This is a genomic window from Streptomyces sp. NPDC047130 (assembly GCF_040643475.1).
GTDB lineage: Bacteria > Actinomycetota > Actinomycetes > Streptomycetales > Streptomycetaceae > Streptomyces.
Genome location: NZ_JBEYUK010000032.1, coordinates 1 through 15,804, shown reverse-complemented (window position 1 = coordinate 15,804; position 15,804 = coordinate 1). Strand labels below are relative to the sequence as shown.

General features: G+C 73.9%; 11 protein-coding genes. 5 read left to right on the top strand and 6 right to left on the bottom strand.

Annotated elements, in window-relative coordinates; translation table 11 throughout:
• Nucleotides 1–63 precede the first annotated feature (63 nt).
• A complete protein-coding gene (gene treZ, locus ABZ836_RS27270) occupies nt 64–1,809 on the bottom strand; it encodes a malto-oligosyltrehalose trehalohydrolase (RefSeq protein WP_361146436.1) in 1,746 nt (581 codons plus the stop codon).
• Between the two features lie 182 nt (nt 1,810–1,991).
• Between treZ and ABZ836_RS27265 the strand changes: the two genes are divergently transcribed.
• Nucleotides 1,992–2,477 (top strand): SSI family serine proteinase inhibitor, encoded by a 486-nt coding sequence (locus ABZ836_RS27265; protein ID WP_356138604.1) that lies wholly within the window; start codon nt 1,992–1,994, stop codon nt 2,475–2,477.
• A gap of 59 nt (nt 2,478–2,536) precedes the next feature.
• Here the strand turns inward: ABZ836_RS27265 and treY are convergent, their stop codons facing one another.
• Together treY and glgX are read right to left on the bottom strand one after the other, a co-directional pair.
• Complete coding sequence (gene treY, locus ABZ836_RS27260; protein WP_361146433.1) at nt 2,537–4,888, bottom strand: malto-oligosyltrehalose synthase; 2,352 nt, start codon at nt 4,886–4,888, stop codon at nt 2,537–2,539.
• A 301-nt stretch (nt 4,889–5,189) separates the two neighbouring features.
• A complete protein-coding gene (glgX, locus tag ABZ836_RS27255) occupies nt 5,190–7,325 on the bottom strand; it encodes a glycogen debranching protein GlgX (protein ID WP_361146430.1) in 2,136 nt (711 codons plus the stop codon).
• 418 nt (nt 7,326–7,743) lie between these two features.
• Between glgX and ABZ836_RS27250 the strand changes: the two genes are divergently transcribed.
• Nucleotides 7,744–8,979: an SAV2148 family HEPN domain-containing protein gene (locus tag ABZ836_RS27250; protein ID WP_356138650.1), complete on the top strand. Its 1,236-nt coding sequence runs from the start codon at nt 7,744–7,746 to the stop codon at nt 8,977–8,979.
• A gap of 126 nt (nt 8,980–9,105) precedes the next feature.
• Nucleotides 9,106–9,816, top strand: a complete 711-nt coding sequence (locus ABZ836_RS27245) for an exonuclease domain-containing protein (RefSeq protein WP_361146427.1) — start codon at nt 9,106–9,108, stop codon at nt 9,814–9,816.
• Between the two features lie 43 nt (nt 9,817–9,859).
• Here the strand turns inward: ABZ836_RS27245 and ABZ836_RS27240 are convergent, their stop codons facing one another.
• Complete coding sequence (locus tag ABZ836_RS27240) at nt 9,860–10,741, bottom strand: aminoglycoside phosphotransferase family protein (protein ID WP_356138596.1); 882 nt, start codon at nt 10,739–10,741, stop codon at nt 9,860–9,862.
• A gap of 258 nt (nt 10,742–10,999) precedes the next feature.
• Nucleotides 11,000–12,034: a M4 family metallopeptidase gene (locus tag ABZ836_RS27235; protein WP_361146423.1), complete on the bottom strand. Its 1,035-nt coding sequence runs from the start codon at nt 12,032–12,034 to the stop codon at nt 11,000–11,002.
• A 184-nt stretch (nt 12,035–12,218) separates the two neighbouring features.
• On the opposite strand from ABZ836_RS27235, the gene ABZ836_RS27230 reads away from it, so the two are divergent.
• Nucleotides 12,219–13,604 (top strand): hypothetical protein, encoded by a 1,386-nt coding sequence (locus ABZ836_RS27230; protein WP_361146420.1) that lies wholly within the window; start codon nt 12,219–12,221, stop codon nt 13,602–13,604.
• Between the two features lie 65 nt (nt 13,605–13,669).
• Nucleotides 13,670–14,242, top strand: coding sequence for a GNAT family N-acetyltransferase (locus ABZ836_RS27225; protein WP_356138592.1), 573 nt, complete (start codon nt 13,670–13,672; stop codon nt 14,240–14,242).
• A gap of 242 nt (nt 14,243–14,484) precedes the next feature.
• Here ABZ836_RS27225 and ABZ836_RS27220 read toward each other — a convergent pair.
• Nucleotides 14,485–15,804, bottom strand: a 1,320-nt coding sequence (locus ABZ836_RS27220; RefSeq protein WP_361146417.1) for an RICIN domain-containing protein, incomplete at its 5' end; no start/stop codon positions are given.

Here is a 15,804-nt window from a genome sequence, read left to right as displayed (position 1 = left end):
CGGGCGGCCGGACCGCCAGGGGGCGACTGCCCGCGGGGTGGGGACGCGTGTGTCGTGCGGGGGTCAGGACTGGAGCAGGACCGCGCAGGATTCCGGGGGGAGGCGGAGGAGGCCGTCGGGGCCGGGGGTCTCGAGGGGGGTCCAGGAGGCGAGGATCTCGACGGGGCGGAAGCCGAGGGGAACCTCCGCCGGCTCGGGCCCCAGGTTGAGGACGATGCGGAGGTCACCCCGGCGGAAGGCGAACCACCGCGCCTCCGCGTCGTAGGCGACCCGCACGTCCACGAGGTCCGGATCCGTGAGGTCCCCCTGCTCGTGCCGCAGCGCGATCAGCATCCGGTACCACGCCAGCAACCGCGCGTGCGGCTCCTTCGACGGCTCCGTCCAGTCCAGGCAGGACCGGTCCCGCGTCGCCGGGTCCTGCGGATCCGGCACCTCCTCCTCGGCCCAGCCGTGCGCCGCGAACTCCCGCCGCCGCCCCTGCCGGACGGCCTCCGCCAGCTCCGGGTCCGTGTGGTCGGTGAAGAACTGCCAGGGCGTCGAGGCCCCCCACTCCTCGCCCATGAACAGCATCGGCGTGAACGGCGAGGTCAGCGTGAGGGTCGCCGCGCAGGCCAGCAGGCCGGGGGAGAGCGTGGCCGACAGCCGGTCGCCCTGCGCCCGGTTGCCGATCTGGTCGTGGGTCTGGGAGTAGCCCAACAGCCGGTGCGCCGCGAACCGGGTCCGGTCCAGCGGCCGCCCGTGCCGCCGGCCGCGGAAGCTGGAGTAGGTGCCGTCGTGGAAGAACCCGGCGGTGAGCGTCTTGGCCAGCGCGGTGAACGGGTCGCGGGCGAAGTCCGCGTAGTAGCCCTGCGACTCGCCGGTCAGCGCGGTGTGCACCGCGTGGTGGAAGTCGTCGTTCCACTGGGCGTGCAGCCCCAGCCCGCCCGTCTCGCGCGGGGCGACCAGCCGCGGGTCGTTGAGGTCGGACTCGGCGATCAGGAACAGCGGCCGGCCCAGCCCCACCGCCAGCCGGTCCACCGCCGTGGAGAGCTCCTCCAGGAAGTGGTAGGCGCGGTCGTCGCAGAGGGCGTGCACGGCGTCCAGCCGCAGACCGTCCAGCCGGTAGTCCCGCAGCCAGGACAGGGCGCTGTCGATCAGGTACTCGCGGACCTCGTCGGAACCCGGGGCGTCCAGGTTGACGGCGGCCCCCCACGGCGTGTGATGGGTGTCGGTGAAGTAGGGGCCGAACCGCGGCAGGTGGTTGCCGGACGGCCCGAGGTGGTTGTGGACCACGTCGAGCACGACGCCCAGCCCCAGTTCGTGCGCCCGGTCCACGAACCGCTTGAGGGCCTCAGGGCCCCCGTACGGCTCGTGCACCGCCCACAGCGAGACGCCCTCGTAGCCCCAGCCGTGCCGCCCGGGGAACGGGCAGAGAGGCATCAGCTCCACATGGGTGACGCCGAGGTCGGCCAGGTGCTCCAGCCGCGAGGCCGCCGCGTCCAGCGTGCCCTCCGGCGTGAACGTGCCCACGTGCAGCTCGTAGAGGACCGCACCCGGCAGCGGCCGGCCCGGCCAGCTCGCCCGCCACCGGTACCGCCCGTGGTCGACGACGGCGCTCGGCCCGTCCGGCCCGTCGGGCTGCCGCCGGGAGCGCGGGTCCGGCAGCACCGGCCCGCCGTCCAGCGAGAACCCGTACCGCGTGCCGTCCTCGGCGTCGGCCTGCGCCGTCCACCACCCCCGGCGCAGCGGGTCGGCCTCCATGGCGTGCTCGCTCCCCGCGCAACGGAGCGTCACCCGACCGGCCTGCGGCGCCCACACCTCGAACTCCACGAACGGCTCCCCTTCGTTCCAGCGAATGACCCGGATGCCCTGGATGCAGCGGCACCATCCTGCGTCACGGAGCGAGCGTCGCGCTCCGGATCACGACCTTCCCTCCCGTGCGGCACCTCACCCCCTACTCCGTTCAGGTGAGTTGGGTGTGGCAGTGCCCGGAGGGTGCCGATGCATGGGGTATGAGACTGATCTCCTGCGCCCCGGCCGTCCGGGGCCTCCCGGTGCGCGGCGCCCTGCTGACGGCCGCCGCGCTGCTGCTGACGGCGCCCGCCGCGCCCGCCCACGCCGCGCCGTCCGAGCCCTACCAGGGCAACTGGGTCTACGTGTCGGTGACCCACGGGGAAGCCCGCGCCGGCGCGGCCTCCGAGGACCGGGGCGCGCTGCTGCTGTGCGATCCGCCGCAGGCCGCGGGCCACCGTGAGGCGACCCGCGCCTGCGCCGAACTGGCCGAGGCGGGCGGCGACCCGACCGCCGTCCCGCAGCGGGCGGACGCCGTCTGCCCCATGCGGTACGCGCCGGTCACCGCCCGCGCGCGCGGCGAGTGGGGCGGCAGGCCGGTGCAGTACACGGAGACCTTTCCCAACGAGTGCGTGATGACCGCCCGAACGGGTGATGTGTTCACCCTTGCCGACACCGCTCCGACGGGGGCGACCGCTCCCCGGTGACCCCCACAGGGACCTGAGCGGGCGCGGCCACCTGGCCGCGCCCGCTCGCGTCGCCCCGGTCAGGCGTCGTCGTCCAGCCGCTCCAGGAGGGCCACCGGCAGGAGGCGGAACAGGTCGGAGAGCGCGACGCGGCCCTCGAACTCCCGCCCGGGCGCGGCCAGGTCGGCCCAGCGGCCGGGCGGCAGGGGAAGCGTCGTCGTGCCCCAGCCGCCGGCCTCCTCCAGCCGCGACGACAACCGGGTCACGGCGGTCAGCACGCGCCCGGACCGGGTGAACGCCAGGCAGTGCCCGGCCGCCGCCCCCTCGGCGGACACCGGCCGGTAGGAGGCGTCGGCGCCGAACAGCTCGGGCCGCCGCCGGCGCAGGTGCAGCGCGGCGGCGGTGAGCGCCCCCTTCACCCCCGGGTCGGGGTGGGGGAGGACGGCCGGCGCGCGGTTGTCCGGGTCCACCAGGGCCCGGTACTCGGCCTCGCCGCCCTGGTAGACGTCCGGGACGCCGGGCACGGTCAGGTGGAGCAGCGTCGCCGCCAGGACGTTGGCCCGGACGTGCGGCTCCAGCGACCGCCGCAGCGCCGTCACCCGCTCGCCGGGGGATCCGCACAGGGCCGTGGTGACGAAGCCGGTCACCGTCTCCTCGTAACGCGCGTCCTGTTCGGTCCAGGTGGTGTGCAGGCCGCTCTCGCGGGCGTGCTTGAGCAGGGCGCCGGACAGTCGCTCCGCGGAGGCCTCGCCGAGGCCGAACAGCGTCTGCCAGCCCGCCCAGGCGAGCCCGCGGTCGGGGCCGTCGCCGCTCGCGGTGTCCGCCGCGGTCGCCTCCTCGACCACCCGCGCCCAGCGGTCCGGGCACTGGGTCAGCACCGCGATCGCCGCCCGCACGTCGGCACTGCGCTTGGTGTCGTGGGTGGAGAGCACGGTGCCGGTCAGCGGGCGCTCCCGCTGGGTGCGCGCGCACCAGGCGTGGAACTCCTCCGGCTCCAGCCCCGGCCGGTCCGGGGAGCCGCCGACCTCGTTCGCCGACAGCAGCGGCACGTAGCGGTAGAAGGCGCTGTCCTCCACCGACTTGGCGCGCAGCGCCGAGGAGGTCTGGGCGAACCGGGTGCACAGCTCGGTCTGTTCGGGCCATTCGCCGTGGACGCCGCACAGCAGGCCGCGGACCACGTCCACCGCCTCCGCCTCCTGCGGCACCGCGAACGCCGCCCGGGCCCCGGCCGCGGCCTCCTCGGTGAGCACCGTGCCGGCATCCCGCGGCGTGTACGGCCGGTACACCTCCATCCGCACCAGCAGCTCCCGCAGCGCGGCGCGCAGTGCCCACGGGGCGCGGTCGAGCAGCGCCGGGTCGCCGGAGGTGGCGCACGCGGCGGAGGCCGCGCGGGTCAGCCGGGTCATCTCCGAGGCCAGCTCGTGGTCGACCACCCGCTCGGCGCTGCGGTGCCGGGTGGCCTCCCAGTCGCCGCCGAGGTCGTCGGGGGGCGCGGTGTGCCGCCGGTAGCGCTCCAGCAGGTCCCGCGCGCCGGCCGGGTCGGTGAGGACCGCGTCCAGCCTCCGCAGGGCGTCGTAGCCGGTGGTCCCGGCCACCGGCCAGGACTCCGGCAGGCGTTCGTCCTCCGCGAGGATCTTCTCCACCACCGTCCAACGGCCTCCGGTCGCCTTCTCCAGCCTCCGCAGGTAGGCCCCCGGATCGGCCAGGCCGTCGGGGTGGTCGATGCGCAGACCGTCGACGACCCCCTCGTCCAGCAGCTCGAGGATCTTGCCGTGGGTGGCCTCGAAGACCTCGGGGTCCTCGACGCGGACGCCGATCAGCTCCGAGACGGTGAAGAACCGCCGGTAGTTCAGCTCGGTGCGGGCCAGCCGCCACCAGGCGAGCCGGTACCACTGGGCGTCCAACAGCTCGGGCAGCGGCAGGTCCTCCGTGCCGGGGCGGAGCGGGAATGCCTGGTCGTGGTGGCGCAGCACGTCGCCGTCGACCCGCAGGTGGGGGAGTTCGCCGCCCAGCGGGCCGCCGAGGACCGGCAGCAGCATGCGGCCGTCCCCGGCCCGCCGGTCGATGTCGAACCAGGCCGCGTACGGCGAGTCGGGGCCCTTGCGCAGCACCTCCCACAGGGCGCGGTTGTGCTGCGGGGACATGGCCATGTGGTTCGGCACGATGTCGACGACCAGGCCGAGGCCCAGGTCGCGGGCGGTGCGGGACAGGGAGCGCAGGCCCTCCTCACCGCCCAGTTCCTCGCGGACCCGGGTGGGGTCGGTGACGTCGTAGCCGTGCGTGGAGCCGGGGACGGCCTCGAGGACGGGGGACAGGTGGAGGTGGGAGACGCCGAGGGCGGCGAGGTGGGGGGCGGCGGCCTCTGCTGCGGCGAACGGGAAGCCGGGCTGGAGCTGCAGCCGGTACGTGGCGGTGGGCGCGCGGGAGTCCATGGGGGTGGTGTACCCCGGGGTGGGGCGGGGGTTGCCGGGTTGGCCCGGATGGGTGACGGGTGGGGCTCCTGATGCGCCCCGCACCGGCCGGACGCCGCGCACCGGCCGGACGCCGCGCACCGGCCGGACGCGCCGCATCGGCCGGACGCGCCGCATCGGCCGGAAGCCGCGCACCGGTTGGACGTCCCGCACCCGGCGGGGGAACGCGGCACCGCCCCGCCGCCCCGCCGCCCCGCGGCGTGGCGGCACGGTGGGGCGGCGGGGCGGCGGGGCGGAAAGGCGGCGGGGCGGTGGCGCGGGGTCAGGCGGGGCGCTGCAGCACCGTCAGGGAGCGGTCGGGGAGCTTCAGCCGGTCGCCGGCCCGGTGCTTGGGGCCGCCACCCTCCGGGACGCCCTCCGGGAGGGCCGTGTCGACGACCACCTGCCAGTGCTGGCCGTGGTCGTCCGGCAGGGTGAACTCGATGGGCTGCGGGGAGGCGTTGAAGAGCAGCAGGAACGAGTCGTCGGTGACCCGCTCGCCGCGCGGTCCCGGCTCCGAGATGGCGTTGCCGTTGAGGAACACGGTCAGCGCGCTGGCCGGAGCCGTCTCCCAGTCCTCCCGGGTCATCTCCGCGCCCTCCGGGGTGAACCAGGCGATGTCGGAGAGCTCGTCGTGGGTGCCCTCGACCGGGCGGCCGTGGAAGAAGCGCCGACGGCGGAAGACCGGGTGGTCGCGGCGCAGCCAGACCATGGAGCGCGTGAACTCCCGGATCCGCAGCGCCTCCTCGTCGAGCTCCCCGTCGTCCTCCCCGGTGGGCCACGGCACCCAGGCCAGCTCGTTGTCCTGGCAGTAGGCGTTGTTGTTGCCGTGCTGGGTGCGGGCGAACTCGTCGCCGTGGCCCAGCATCGGCACGCCCTGGGAGAGCATCAGCGTGGCGATGAAGTTGCGGATCTGCCGCCCCCGCAGCGCGAGCACGCCGGGGTCGTCGGTCTCGCCCTCGGCCCCGCAGTTCCAGGACCGGTTGTGGCTCTCGCCGTCGCGGTTCTCCTCGCCGTTGGCCTCGTTGTGCTTGTCGTTGTACGAGACCAGGTCCCGCAGGGTGAAACCGTCGTGGCAGGTCACGAAGTTGACCGAGGCGAGCGGGCGGCGGCCGTCGTCCTGGTACAGGTCCGAGGAACCGGTCAGCCGGGAGGCGAACTCGGCCAGGGCGCGCGGCTCGCCCCGCCACAGGTCCCGCACGGTGTCCCGGTACTTGCCGTTCCACTCCGTCCACAGCGGCGGGAAGTTGCCCACCTGGTAGCCGCCCTCGCCGACGTCCCAGGGCTCGGCGATCAGCTTCACCTGGGAGACCACCGGGTCCTGCTGCACCAGGTCGAAGAACGACGACAGCCGGTCCACCTCGTGGAACTGGCGGGCCAGGGTGGCGGCCAGGTCGAAGCGGAAGCCGTCCACGTGCATCTCGGTGACCCAGTACCGCAGCGAATCCATGATCATCTGGAGCACGTGCGGGGAGCGCATCAGCAGGCTGTTGCCGGTGCCCGTGGTGTCCATGTAGTAGCGCGGGTCCTCGGTCAGCCGGTAGTACGAGCAGTTGTCCAGGCCGCGGAACGACAGGGTGGGACCCAGGTGGTTGCCCTCGGCGGTGTGGTTGTAGACCACGTCGAGGATGACCTCGATGCCCGCCTCGTGGAGTGCCCGCACCGCCGACTTGAACTCCAGCACCTGCTGCCCGCGGTCGCCCCAGGAGGCGTAGGCGTTGTGCGGGGCGAAGAAGCCGATGGTGTTGTAGCCCCAGTAGTTGCTCAGGCCCAGGTCGACGAGGCGGTGGTCGTCGACGAACTGGTGGACCGGCATCAGCTCGATCGCCGTGACGCCTAGGTCCGTCAGGTGCTCCAGGATCGCCGGGTGCGCCAGCGCCGCGTAGGTGCCGCGCAGCTCCTCCGGAAGCGCGGGATGGCGCATCGTCAGGCCCTTCACATGGGCCTCGTAGATCACCGTCTCGTGGTACGGGGTGCGCGGCGGGCGGTCGTCGCCCCAGTCGAAGTACGGGTTCACCACCACGGACGTCATGGTGTGCGGCGCGGAGTCCATGTCGTTGCGGCTGTCGGGGGCGCCGAAGCGGTAGCCGTAGACCTCCTCGCCCCAGCGGATCGACCCCGAGACCGCCTTCGCGTACGGGTCCAGGAGCAGCTTGGCCGAGTTCGTCCGCAGCCCGTGCTCCGGCGCGTACGGGCCGTGCACCCGGAAGCCGTACCGCTGGCCGGGCATCACCCCCGGCAGGTAGGCGTGCCGCACGAACGCGTCGCTCTCGCGCAGCTCGACCGCCGTCTCCGAGCCGTCGTCGTGGAGCAGACACAGCTCCACCCGCTCGGCGGTCTCCGTGAAGACCGCGAAATTGGTACCGGCGCCGTCGTACGTGGCACCCAGTGGATACGCCTCTCCGGGCCAGACCTGCATGGACTCGACTCTCCCAGGTGAGTGCGGACCGACGGTGCCTCTTCGCGCCGATTCTTCCCGAAAGCTGGAGAAGCACGCACTGATCGTCCTGATTGGGTGTCGCGGGTCAACGCCCACCGCCCGTACCTCACCCGGAGGGGCGACGGAGAATGATGAGGGATCCGGGGAGGTTGCGGGAGAAGTGGAATCGGCCATTCTGACGCACCGGCACGACCGGGGGTGCCCGGCAGGCCCGCGACCATCGCCGATGCAGTATGAAAAGACTCACTCCGTCTCCCTCACACTGCTGGAACAGGCGTGCCGGATGCGGTAGTTGGGGAAGGAGCCTGTGCATCCGGCTGCACCGCCCGCGAAGCCGGAGTAATCTTTCTTGATCATTGACGAGGACAGCTCCGGGGGAGCGGAAGGCGGTGCGCGGGTGGGCTCGGGAGGCCTGGAGTTGCCCCCTGGCGACAACGGTCGCGAGGGAAACTCGGCAGACGCCCCGCCCGGCGCGGTGTCGCTCGCCCGGCCGATGGAGGCCGCCATCGGACCGGAGCTCGAATGGGGCGCCGAGGCCTGGAGCGAGGTCCGCACCCGGGCCCAGCGCGCCGGCCGCGCCTACATCTGGCTGAATCTGGTCGAACAGCGGATGCGCGCGGTCGTCGCCGCCGTGCTGCGCCCGGTCTACGAACCCGTCCACGGCGACGACTGGGTGGTCGCCGCGGCCGGACCCGCCGGGCAGGAATGGGTGCAGCGCGCCGTCGCCGTCCGCGAGGTCAGCCGGCGCAAGGGGTACCTGCTCGACCCGGCCGACGACAATGTGCTCAGCTTCCTGACGCTGCCGCAGCTACGCGAGTTGACCGTCCAGCACTGGCCCTGCTTCGAGCCCTACTTCGACGACCGCCGCGACCTGGAACTGGCGCTCGACGAGCTCGAGGTCGCCCGCAACGTCGTCACCCGCAACCGCGCCCTGTCCGAGGCGGTCCTGGCCCAGGCCGAGCGGGCCTCGGCCCGGCTGCTCGACATGCTGGGCGCCGGCGCCGACGTGCCCTCCGCCCGGCGTCTGCCGGTCGACGCCGTCGAGGACCTGGTCGGCGACCGGTACGCCGACGTGGTCGCCGTCCACCCCGACCGGGTGCGGCTGCTGCGCCACTTCCCGGCCGAGGACATCTTCGGCGGGGCCCGCCGGCTCGACGCCATCGGCATCGGCCTCAACCTGCTGGTGCAGAACTTCTCCGGCCGGCGGCTGGTCCGCCTCGCCGAGTCCGGCACCCGGGTCCGGCTGCTGTTCCTCAACCCGGCCTCCAGCGCCGTCCGCAGGCGCGAGCGGGAACTCGGCATCAAGCGCGGCGAGCTGAGCCGGTCCGTGGAGATGAACATCCTCCACATGCGCCGGGTGCGGTCGCGGCTGCGCGACCCCGGCGCCTTCGAGATCCAGGTCTACGACGAGACGCCGCGCTTCACGGCCTACCTGGTCGACGGGGACGGCGCCGACGGGGTCGGGGTCGTCCAGTCGTACCTGCGGCGCACCCGCGGCATGGAGGCCCCGGTGATGCTGCTGCGCAACGGCGGCAGGGTGGTCCGGTCCGGTGCGGCCGAGGAGAGTGCCCTCTTCCCCACCTATCGGGAGGAGTTCGAGGTGGCCTGGGCCGATTCACGCCCCGTGTCCTGATTTCCGGCCGCCCGATTTCGCCGGGGATGAGGCGGGACGGGAGGGAGTGCGGCGCGGGCGTTGTCAGTGGTGCGTGCGAAGGTGAGGAACACCTGGGGGACGCATCACCACACGAAGGGGGCCGCCATGGGCTGGCACCACGCACCGCTGATCGGCTTCGATCTGGAGACCACCGGCACCGACCCGCACGAGGCGCGCATCGTCACGGCCGCCGTGCTGGAGGTCAGGGAGGGCGAGATCGCCGGCCGCCGGGAATGGCTCGCCGATCCCGGCATGGAGATCCCCGCCGAGGCGGTCGCCGTGCACGGCATCACCAACGAGCGGGTGACGGCCTGCGGCCTGCCCGCCGACCGGGTGGCCGACGAGGTGGCGGGCGTACTCACCTCCTACTGGCAGGCCGGCATACCCGTGGTCGTCTACAACGCGGCCTTCGACCTCACCCTGCTCTCCGCCGAGCTGCGCCGCCACGGGCTGCCCTCGCTGCGCGAACGGCTGGGCGGACAGGACCCGGCGCCGGTCGTCGACCCGTACACCGTGGACCGCGCGGTCGACCGCTACCGGCGGGGCAAGCGGACGCTGGAGGCGGTGTGCGCCGAGTACGGCGTGCCGCTGGACGACGCGCACGACGCGGCGGCCGACGCGCTGGCCGCGGCCCGCCTGGCCCGGGCGATAGCCGCGCGGCACGCCAAGGTGGCCGACCTCGGCGTCGCCGAACTGCACCGGCTCCAGATCGGCTGGCGGGCCGAATGGGCGGCCGGCTTCCAGGAGTTCCTCCGCTCCAAGGGGGAGACGGACGTGGTGGTCGACGGAGCCTGGCCGCTGCGGGAAGCGGCCTGACCCGCCGCCCGCGGCGTGCCGGGGCGGCCGGCGGCGCGTCCGGTCAGAACGGGTACCAGCGGACCGTCGGGTCCCCGTCGCGCAGGGAGGCGACCCGGCGTTCGAACTCCGCGAGCGCCTTGGGATTGTGGGGAGCGTGCTGGGCCACCCAGGCGCAGCTCGCGGTCTCGCGGGCGCCGCGCAGGACCGCGCACCCCTCCCACTCGCGCACGTCCCAGCCGTAGGTGCCGGTGAAGGTCTCGTACGCCTCGGCGGGCAGGCCGTAGCGGTCGTGGGACAGCGCCATCACGACCAGGTCGTGCTCGCGGAGGTCGGAGGAGAAGGTCTCCAGGTCCATCAGGACCGGGCCGTCGGGGCCGACGAGGACGTTGCGGGGAAGCGCGTCGCCGTGGACGGGGCCCGGGGGGAGGTGCGGGGTGAGGGCGGCGGCCTCGGCGGCGAAGCCGTCGCGGCGGGCGCGGAGGAAGGCGGCGTCCTCGGGGGCGATCGCGTCGCCCGCCAGGGTCAGCCAGCGCTCGACGCCGCCGAGGAGTTCCCGGCGGGGCAGCGGGAAGGGCGGCGCCGGCAGGGCGTGCACCACGTGGAGCAGTTCGGCCAGGTCGCGGGCCTCCGCGGGGCGGACCGGGTCGGGCAGGCGGCGCCAGAGGGTCACCGGGTGCCCCTCGACCAGCTCGGGCTCCCCTGCGGCGGGGCGGGGCGCGGGGACGTCGCGCTCCTCCAGCCACCGGGCGACGGCCACCTCGTGGCGGGCGCGGTCCAGCAGCTCGGGCGTGCGGGCGATCTTGACGACGAGGTCGCCGGCGGCGAACACGGCGTTCTCGCCGAGGGCCAGCAAGGGGGCGTCCGCGGCGGCGGGGGCCTCACCGAGCGCAGGGTGGGTCTTCCTGGCGGCGGCCAGGACGGCGCGGGCGGCTGCCTCGTCCATGGGGGTCCTTCGACGGTTCCGGTTGGTGCGGGCACAGTCTCCCACCTCCCCGAACCACCCCGTCCGACGGTCCCCGCCCCGTCCCCGCGAACCCGTCGGCCGCCCGCCCCTGCGCCTGCCTCCGCGCCTGTCCCGCGTGACGCCCCGGCCTCCCCGCGAGCGCGCGAGGCCCGTGGAGGAGGGCTTGGGGGGGAGGGGTACGGACGCCGTCCCGCCCGCGCCGGCGGGGCGGGACGGCCCCGCGCGAGGGAAGAGAGGTCAGGCGCCGGGGATCTGGCGGGCGTGGAAGGCGGCGCGGACGGCCGCGGCCGCCTTCGCCCCGTACATCTCCTCCGCCGTGGCGATCGTCGCCGCCGCCGCGTCGGCGAAGTCGGTGTCCGGGGCGAAGTCGAACTGCGCGTTCACGATGACGCGGTCCGCCGCGCGCGCCCCCAGCGCCTGCCGGATGTCGAACAGCGCACGGGACCAGATCTGCCCGTCCGCGTGGACCTGGCCCACCCGGTCCGCGTAGGTCTTGGTGCCGTCGATCCGCCGCAGGCAGTGCGGCGTGCCGGAGTAGGGGACCGAGTCCCAGTCCCCCACGCACGCCAGGTCCGCCTTCCGCTCCCACCCGTGGCGCGCCGCCGCGTGCTCGCCCACGGCCACCGCCAGGTAGTCCCCGAAGGCCTCGCCGATCGCCCCGGCCTCCACGGAGGTGCCGTAGCCCGGCACCTGGGCGTGGTGCACCGCGTGACCGTACTCGTGGACGATCACCTCGGCGTCCTCGGCGTCGTCCACCCCGCCCTTGCCGAGCAGGATCTCCGTCTTCTTGTCCGTGTAGTAGGAGTTGTCGGCCCCCCACTGGTTCAGCCGCACCGGCTGCGCCCGGTCGTTGACGCCCGGCAGTTCGCTGCCGAAGCCGAGGCCCTGCAGGTACTCCTGGGCCTCGTTGATCCAGAAGTAGGCCATCACCTGCTCGAACCGGTCGTCGTGCCGGTCGTAGCCCGCCGCCTCCGCCACCGTGGCCGGCGCGCCGGTCTCCGAGCGGACGGTCACCCACCGGCCGGAGAGCCGGCCGCTGCCGTCGAGGTTGCGCAGCGTCGCCAGGGCGTAGGCGGAGTCCGGGACGGCCGACGCGGCGTCCTTGGCGTCCACCAGGGTCTGGTCGCCGGACGACTGGACCGGGTTGACCATGAAGACGCGCCCGGCCGGCGTGTCCTCGGCCGCGGCGGCGGTCCCGGCGGTGGCCAGACCGGCCAGCGCGGCCACGGCGACGGCCGCCGCCGTGGTGCGGCGAGGTGTTCGACGGATCATGTGGATCCTCCGGAGTCCGTGGGTATGCAACGGGGGGTGGGTGGCGGTGATCCTTCCCCATTCACCAGGGTGTTGACCAGACGCGGCCGTCACTGCCGTACCATCCACGGACAACTCCTCACACCGGTGGCGGCCCGGGCCCGTCGCCCGGACGCAGTGTTACGGCGAGACGCGGGAGGACCCGATGGCACGGGGCAGGCATCGCAGACGCAGACGAGGTGTCGCGCTGCGTGCCCTGCTGGGCGGGACGGCGCTCGCGCTCACCGGGGCGGCGACCGTCATCAGCGTCTCGCAGGCGACCGGCGAGACACCGGGCCCGTTGCAGCGCATTCCTGCGGCGGCCGGACCCGAACTCCGCGAACAGGCCGTGCCGTGGCCGCACCTCGACGCGCTCGCCGATGACCTGGGCGCTCCCGTGCCCCTGGCCACCGTGCTCCGCGAGGCCGAGCACGAGATGTCGGTGGAGGACGACTGCGCCGGACGCGGGGCGCTCCCCGCCGAGCCCGAGGCGGCGCGCGCCTACTGCTGGGAGAAGGCCGACGCCCGCGACGAGGACTGGGCCCCGGTGTCGGTGACCACCTCCGCGGACGCCGACGACGACGGCCGGTGGGGCCAGGACCGGGTGATCCTGTCCGCCTGGACGCGGACTGCCGACGCGACCGGGCCCGGTTCGGCGCGGGTCGCGTTCGTGGACGCGGGCGACCCCGACCGGCTCACCTACACCTGGGCGCTGCTGGCGCTGCCCACCGCTCCCACCGGGACGCGCGAGGCGACGCCGGCCGGGGACGGGGGGCAGGACGAGGACGGCTACCGGCCGCTCGGAGGCGAACTCCGCGGCATGGTCTGGTACCAGGACAAGCTGCTCGCCACCGTGGGGACGCCCGCCGGTGAGGCGCTCTACGTGTTCTCGCTCGACCGCGTCCACCGGACGGCGACGGCGGCGGCCCCCGCGGCGGCGGGAGCGTCCGCGGCGGGTACGACGGGGACCGCGGACCGCAGCCGGTTCGTGCTGCCTGCCGTCGCCTCGTACCAGCTGCGGGGCGGGGGGTGCTGGACGGAGGAGGAGGGCTCCGCCTGCCTCGGCGCCCTCTCGCTGGACCGCTCCACCTCCCCGGACACCCTGGTGACGGCCGAGCGGCGGGCCGAGGGGCCGTCGCGGCTGTGGCGGTACACGCTCAGCCGCTACCCGGGGCGGGAGGGCCTGCTCTCCCTCGACGGCGGCGGGTCCGCGCGGCCGGTGGAGAGCTTCCGGACCGAGGCGGCCGGGATCAGGGGCGTGGTGTCGTACCGCGTCGAGGGAACCGCCGAGGACCGCTGGTACCTGGCCTCGGACCCGCAGGAGGCCGCCGGCGGCCGGGGCGCGCTGTGGGCGCAGTCGGCGGGCGAGCAGACCGCCCGCGCGGCCCGCTGCGGGGACTACGAACTGCCGTACTGCTGGGCGGCCGGCGCGCGCGGGCTGGCCTACCGGCAGGGCGCCGGTGAGATCTGGGGCGTATCGGACGCGCCGGAGCGGGGGGAGCGGAGCCTGTTCGCGGTGCCGCTCGGCGAGGTCGACGCCTCGCTGGAGTAGTGGCCGCGCCCGCTGTGACCAGGGTTTCCTCGACAGGCCACCCGCCGCGGTGATTGTCTGACCGCATGAACCGCACCACTGTCACCACCTGGTCCCTCGAGCAGACCTCGCCCGCCGACCTGCGCCCCGCGGCCGTGCCGGAGGGAGACCTCCGCGTCGTGCGGGCCGAGGTGCCCTCGCCCGAGTTCAGCAGGTTCCTGTACGCCTCCGTCGGCGGCGACATCACCTGGATCGACCGGCTCGGCTGGTCCTACACCCGGTGGCAGGACCACCTGGAGCGCCCCGGGATCGAGACCTGGGTGGCCTACGACAGGGGGACGCCCGCGGGCTACGTGGAACTGGAGGCGCAGGACGAGGGCGTGGTGGAGATCGTCTACTTCGGTCTGCTGCCCGCGTTCCGGGGCCGGCGGATCGGCGGACACCTGCTCTCCGTGGGGGCCGCCCGCGCCTGGGACCTCGCCGAGCGGTGGCCGGAGCGGATGCCGACCAAGCGGGTCTGGCTGCACACCTGCAGCCTGGACGGGGAGCACGCCATGGACAACTACCGGCGGCGCGGGTTCCGGCTGTTCCGGACCGAGACGGAGGAGGAGGACGTCCCCGCGGCCCCCGGCCCCTGGCCGGACGCCTTCCCGGTCTGACCCTTGGCCGGACGCCTCCCGTACTGACCCCAGGCCGGACGCCTCCCGGCCCGGTGCCCGGCCCGGTGCCCGGTCCGGCGCCCGGCCCGGTGCCCGGCCCGACGTCCTCCGGTCCGACCCCGTGGCCGCCCGCCGACGCGTGCAGACCACGGGGCCGGCCGGTGACCGCTCGGGCCGCGCCGGGCCGGCGCCGGGCCCGTGCCGCGCGGCGTCGCGGCGTCGTACGGGCCCGGCGCGGTACCTCACTGACCGATGTTGCTCTGCGGACCGGTGTACTGCTTCAGGAGCGCCGGCACGTCCTTGGCCGGGTCCAGGGTGTAGCTGTAGTAGCTGCGCGGGTCGAAGGTGGTGCCGCCGGTCTGCTGCCTGCCGCTGGAGTTGACGACGATGGAGCCGGACTGGGTCAGGGACGCGGCCGAGCTGTCGGGGTAGTACGGGTTGGCCACGTTGTCGTAGTAACTGTTCTCGATCACGGTCCTGGACGCCCCGCGCGAGAGGTTGCCGTACGAGCTGACGTTCTGCAGGTAGTTGTTGTAGAGGTGGGCCAGCGCCACGTTGTCGATGCTGGGGTTGCGCTGGTTGGTGTCGTGGATCCAGTTGTGGTGGATCGTCATGCGGGCCGTGGTGTTCTCGGTCCAGCCGATCCCGAACGCCTTGTTGACGTTGCCCAGTTCGTTCCAGGACACGGTGAGGTAGCTGGTGTCCTTGCGGCTGTCGATGAGGCCGTCGTTCATCCGCTGGATGCGGTTGTGGTCGATCCAGATGTGATCGGCGGTGTCCATCTGGATGCCGTCGTAGTCGTACGTCTTGTCGTCGGGGTCGTCCTCGGCCATCCGGGTGTCGCGGATGGTGAGGTTGCGGATGATGACGTTGCGGGTGCCCTCACCGAGGAAGAAGCCGCCGTTGACGATCTGACCGGAGGTGCCGACTCCGATCACCGTCTTGTTCGAGGTGACCGGTATCTCACGACCGTACGGGGTGACGGTGATCGCCGCGGCGACCTTGATGGTGTACGGCTCCGCGGCCGTCGCGTACTTCACCAGGTCCGCGTAGGTCTTCACGGTGACCGTCGCGCCGGCCGCGCCGCCCGTGGTGCCGCCGCCGGTGGAGGCGAAGCCGTCGGCCGTGTTGGACCAGGTCCGTCCGCTGCTTCCGCCGGAGACGGGCTTGAAGGCCCACTGCTTGTTGGTGTTGTGGGTGCAGGTTTCCTGGATGACGGCGGTGCCGTTGGTGGTGGAGGCGTTCTGGTCGGAGAGGCAGAGGCCGCTTCTGGCGTTGATGATCTGGTAGGTGCCCGTGCCGCTGGGGGTCAGGCGCCATTGCTGGTTGGTCTGGCCGGTGCCGCAGCCCCATTGCTGGACCTGGGTGCCGCTGGTGGTGGAGCCGGAGGGCACGTCGATGCACTGGCCGCTGTTGACGCCGACCAGGGTGTAGAGGTCCGTGCCCGCCGACTTCAGGGTGAACTGTTGCCAGGGGGAGTTGGCGGTGCAGGTCCACTGCTGGAGCTTGGTGCCGGAGGCGGTGGAGGCGCCGGGCACGTCGACGCACTTGCCGGACTTGGT

What these genes read in the sequence shown, in the direction of transcription:
- ABZ836_RS27230 (WP_361146420.1), top strand. Translation starts at nt 12,219, where the DNA reads ATGGCACGGGGCAGGCATCGCAGACGCAGACGAGGTGTCGCGCTGCGT.
- ABZ836_RS27235 (WP_361146423.1), bottom strand. Translation starts at nt 12,034, where the DNA reads ATGATCCGTCGAACACCTCGCCGCACCACGGCGGCGGCCGTCGCCGTG.
- ABZ836_RS27265 (WP_356138604.1), top strand. Translation starts at nt 1,992, where the DNA reads ATGAGACTGATCTCCTGCGCCCCGGCCGTCCGGGGCCTCCCGGTGCGC.
- ABZ836_RS27245 (WP_361146427.1), top strand. Translation starts at nt 9,106, where the DNA reads ATGGGCTGGCACCACGCACCGCTGATCGGCTTCGATCTGGAGACCACC.
- ABZ836_RS27240 (WP_356138596.1), bottom strand. Translation starts at nt 10,741, where the DNA reads ATGGACGAGGCAGCCGCCCGCGCCGTCCTGGCCGCCGCCAGGAAGACC.
- treY (WP_361146433.1), bottom strand. Translation starts at nt 4,888, where the DNA reads ATGGACTCCCGCGCGCCCACCGCCACGTACCGGCTGCAGCTCCAGCCC.
- ABZ836_RS27225 (WP_356138592.1), top strand. Translation starts at nt 13,670, where the DNA reads ATGAACCGCACCACTGTCACCACCTGGTCCCTCGAGCAGACCTCGCCC.
- glgX (WP_361146430.1), bottom strand. Translation starts at nt 7,325, where the DNA reads ATGCAGGTCTGGCCCGGAGAGGCGTATCCACTGGGTGCCACGTACGAC.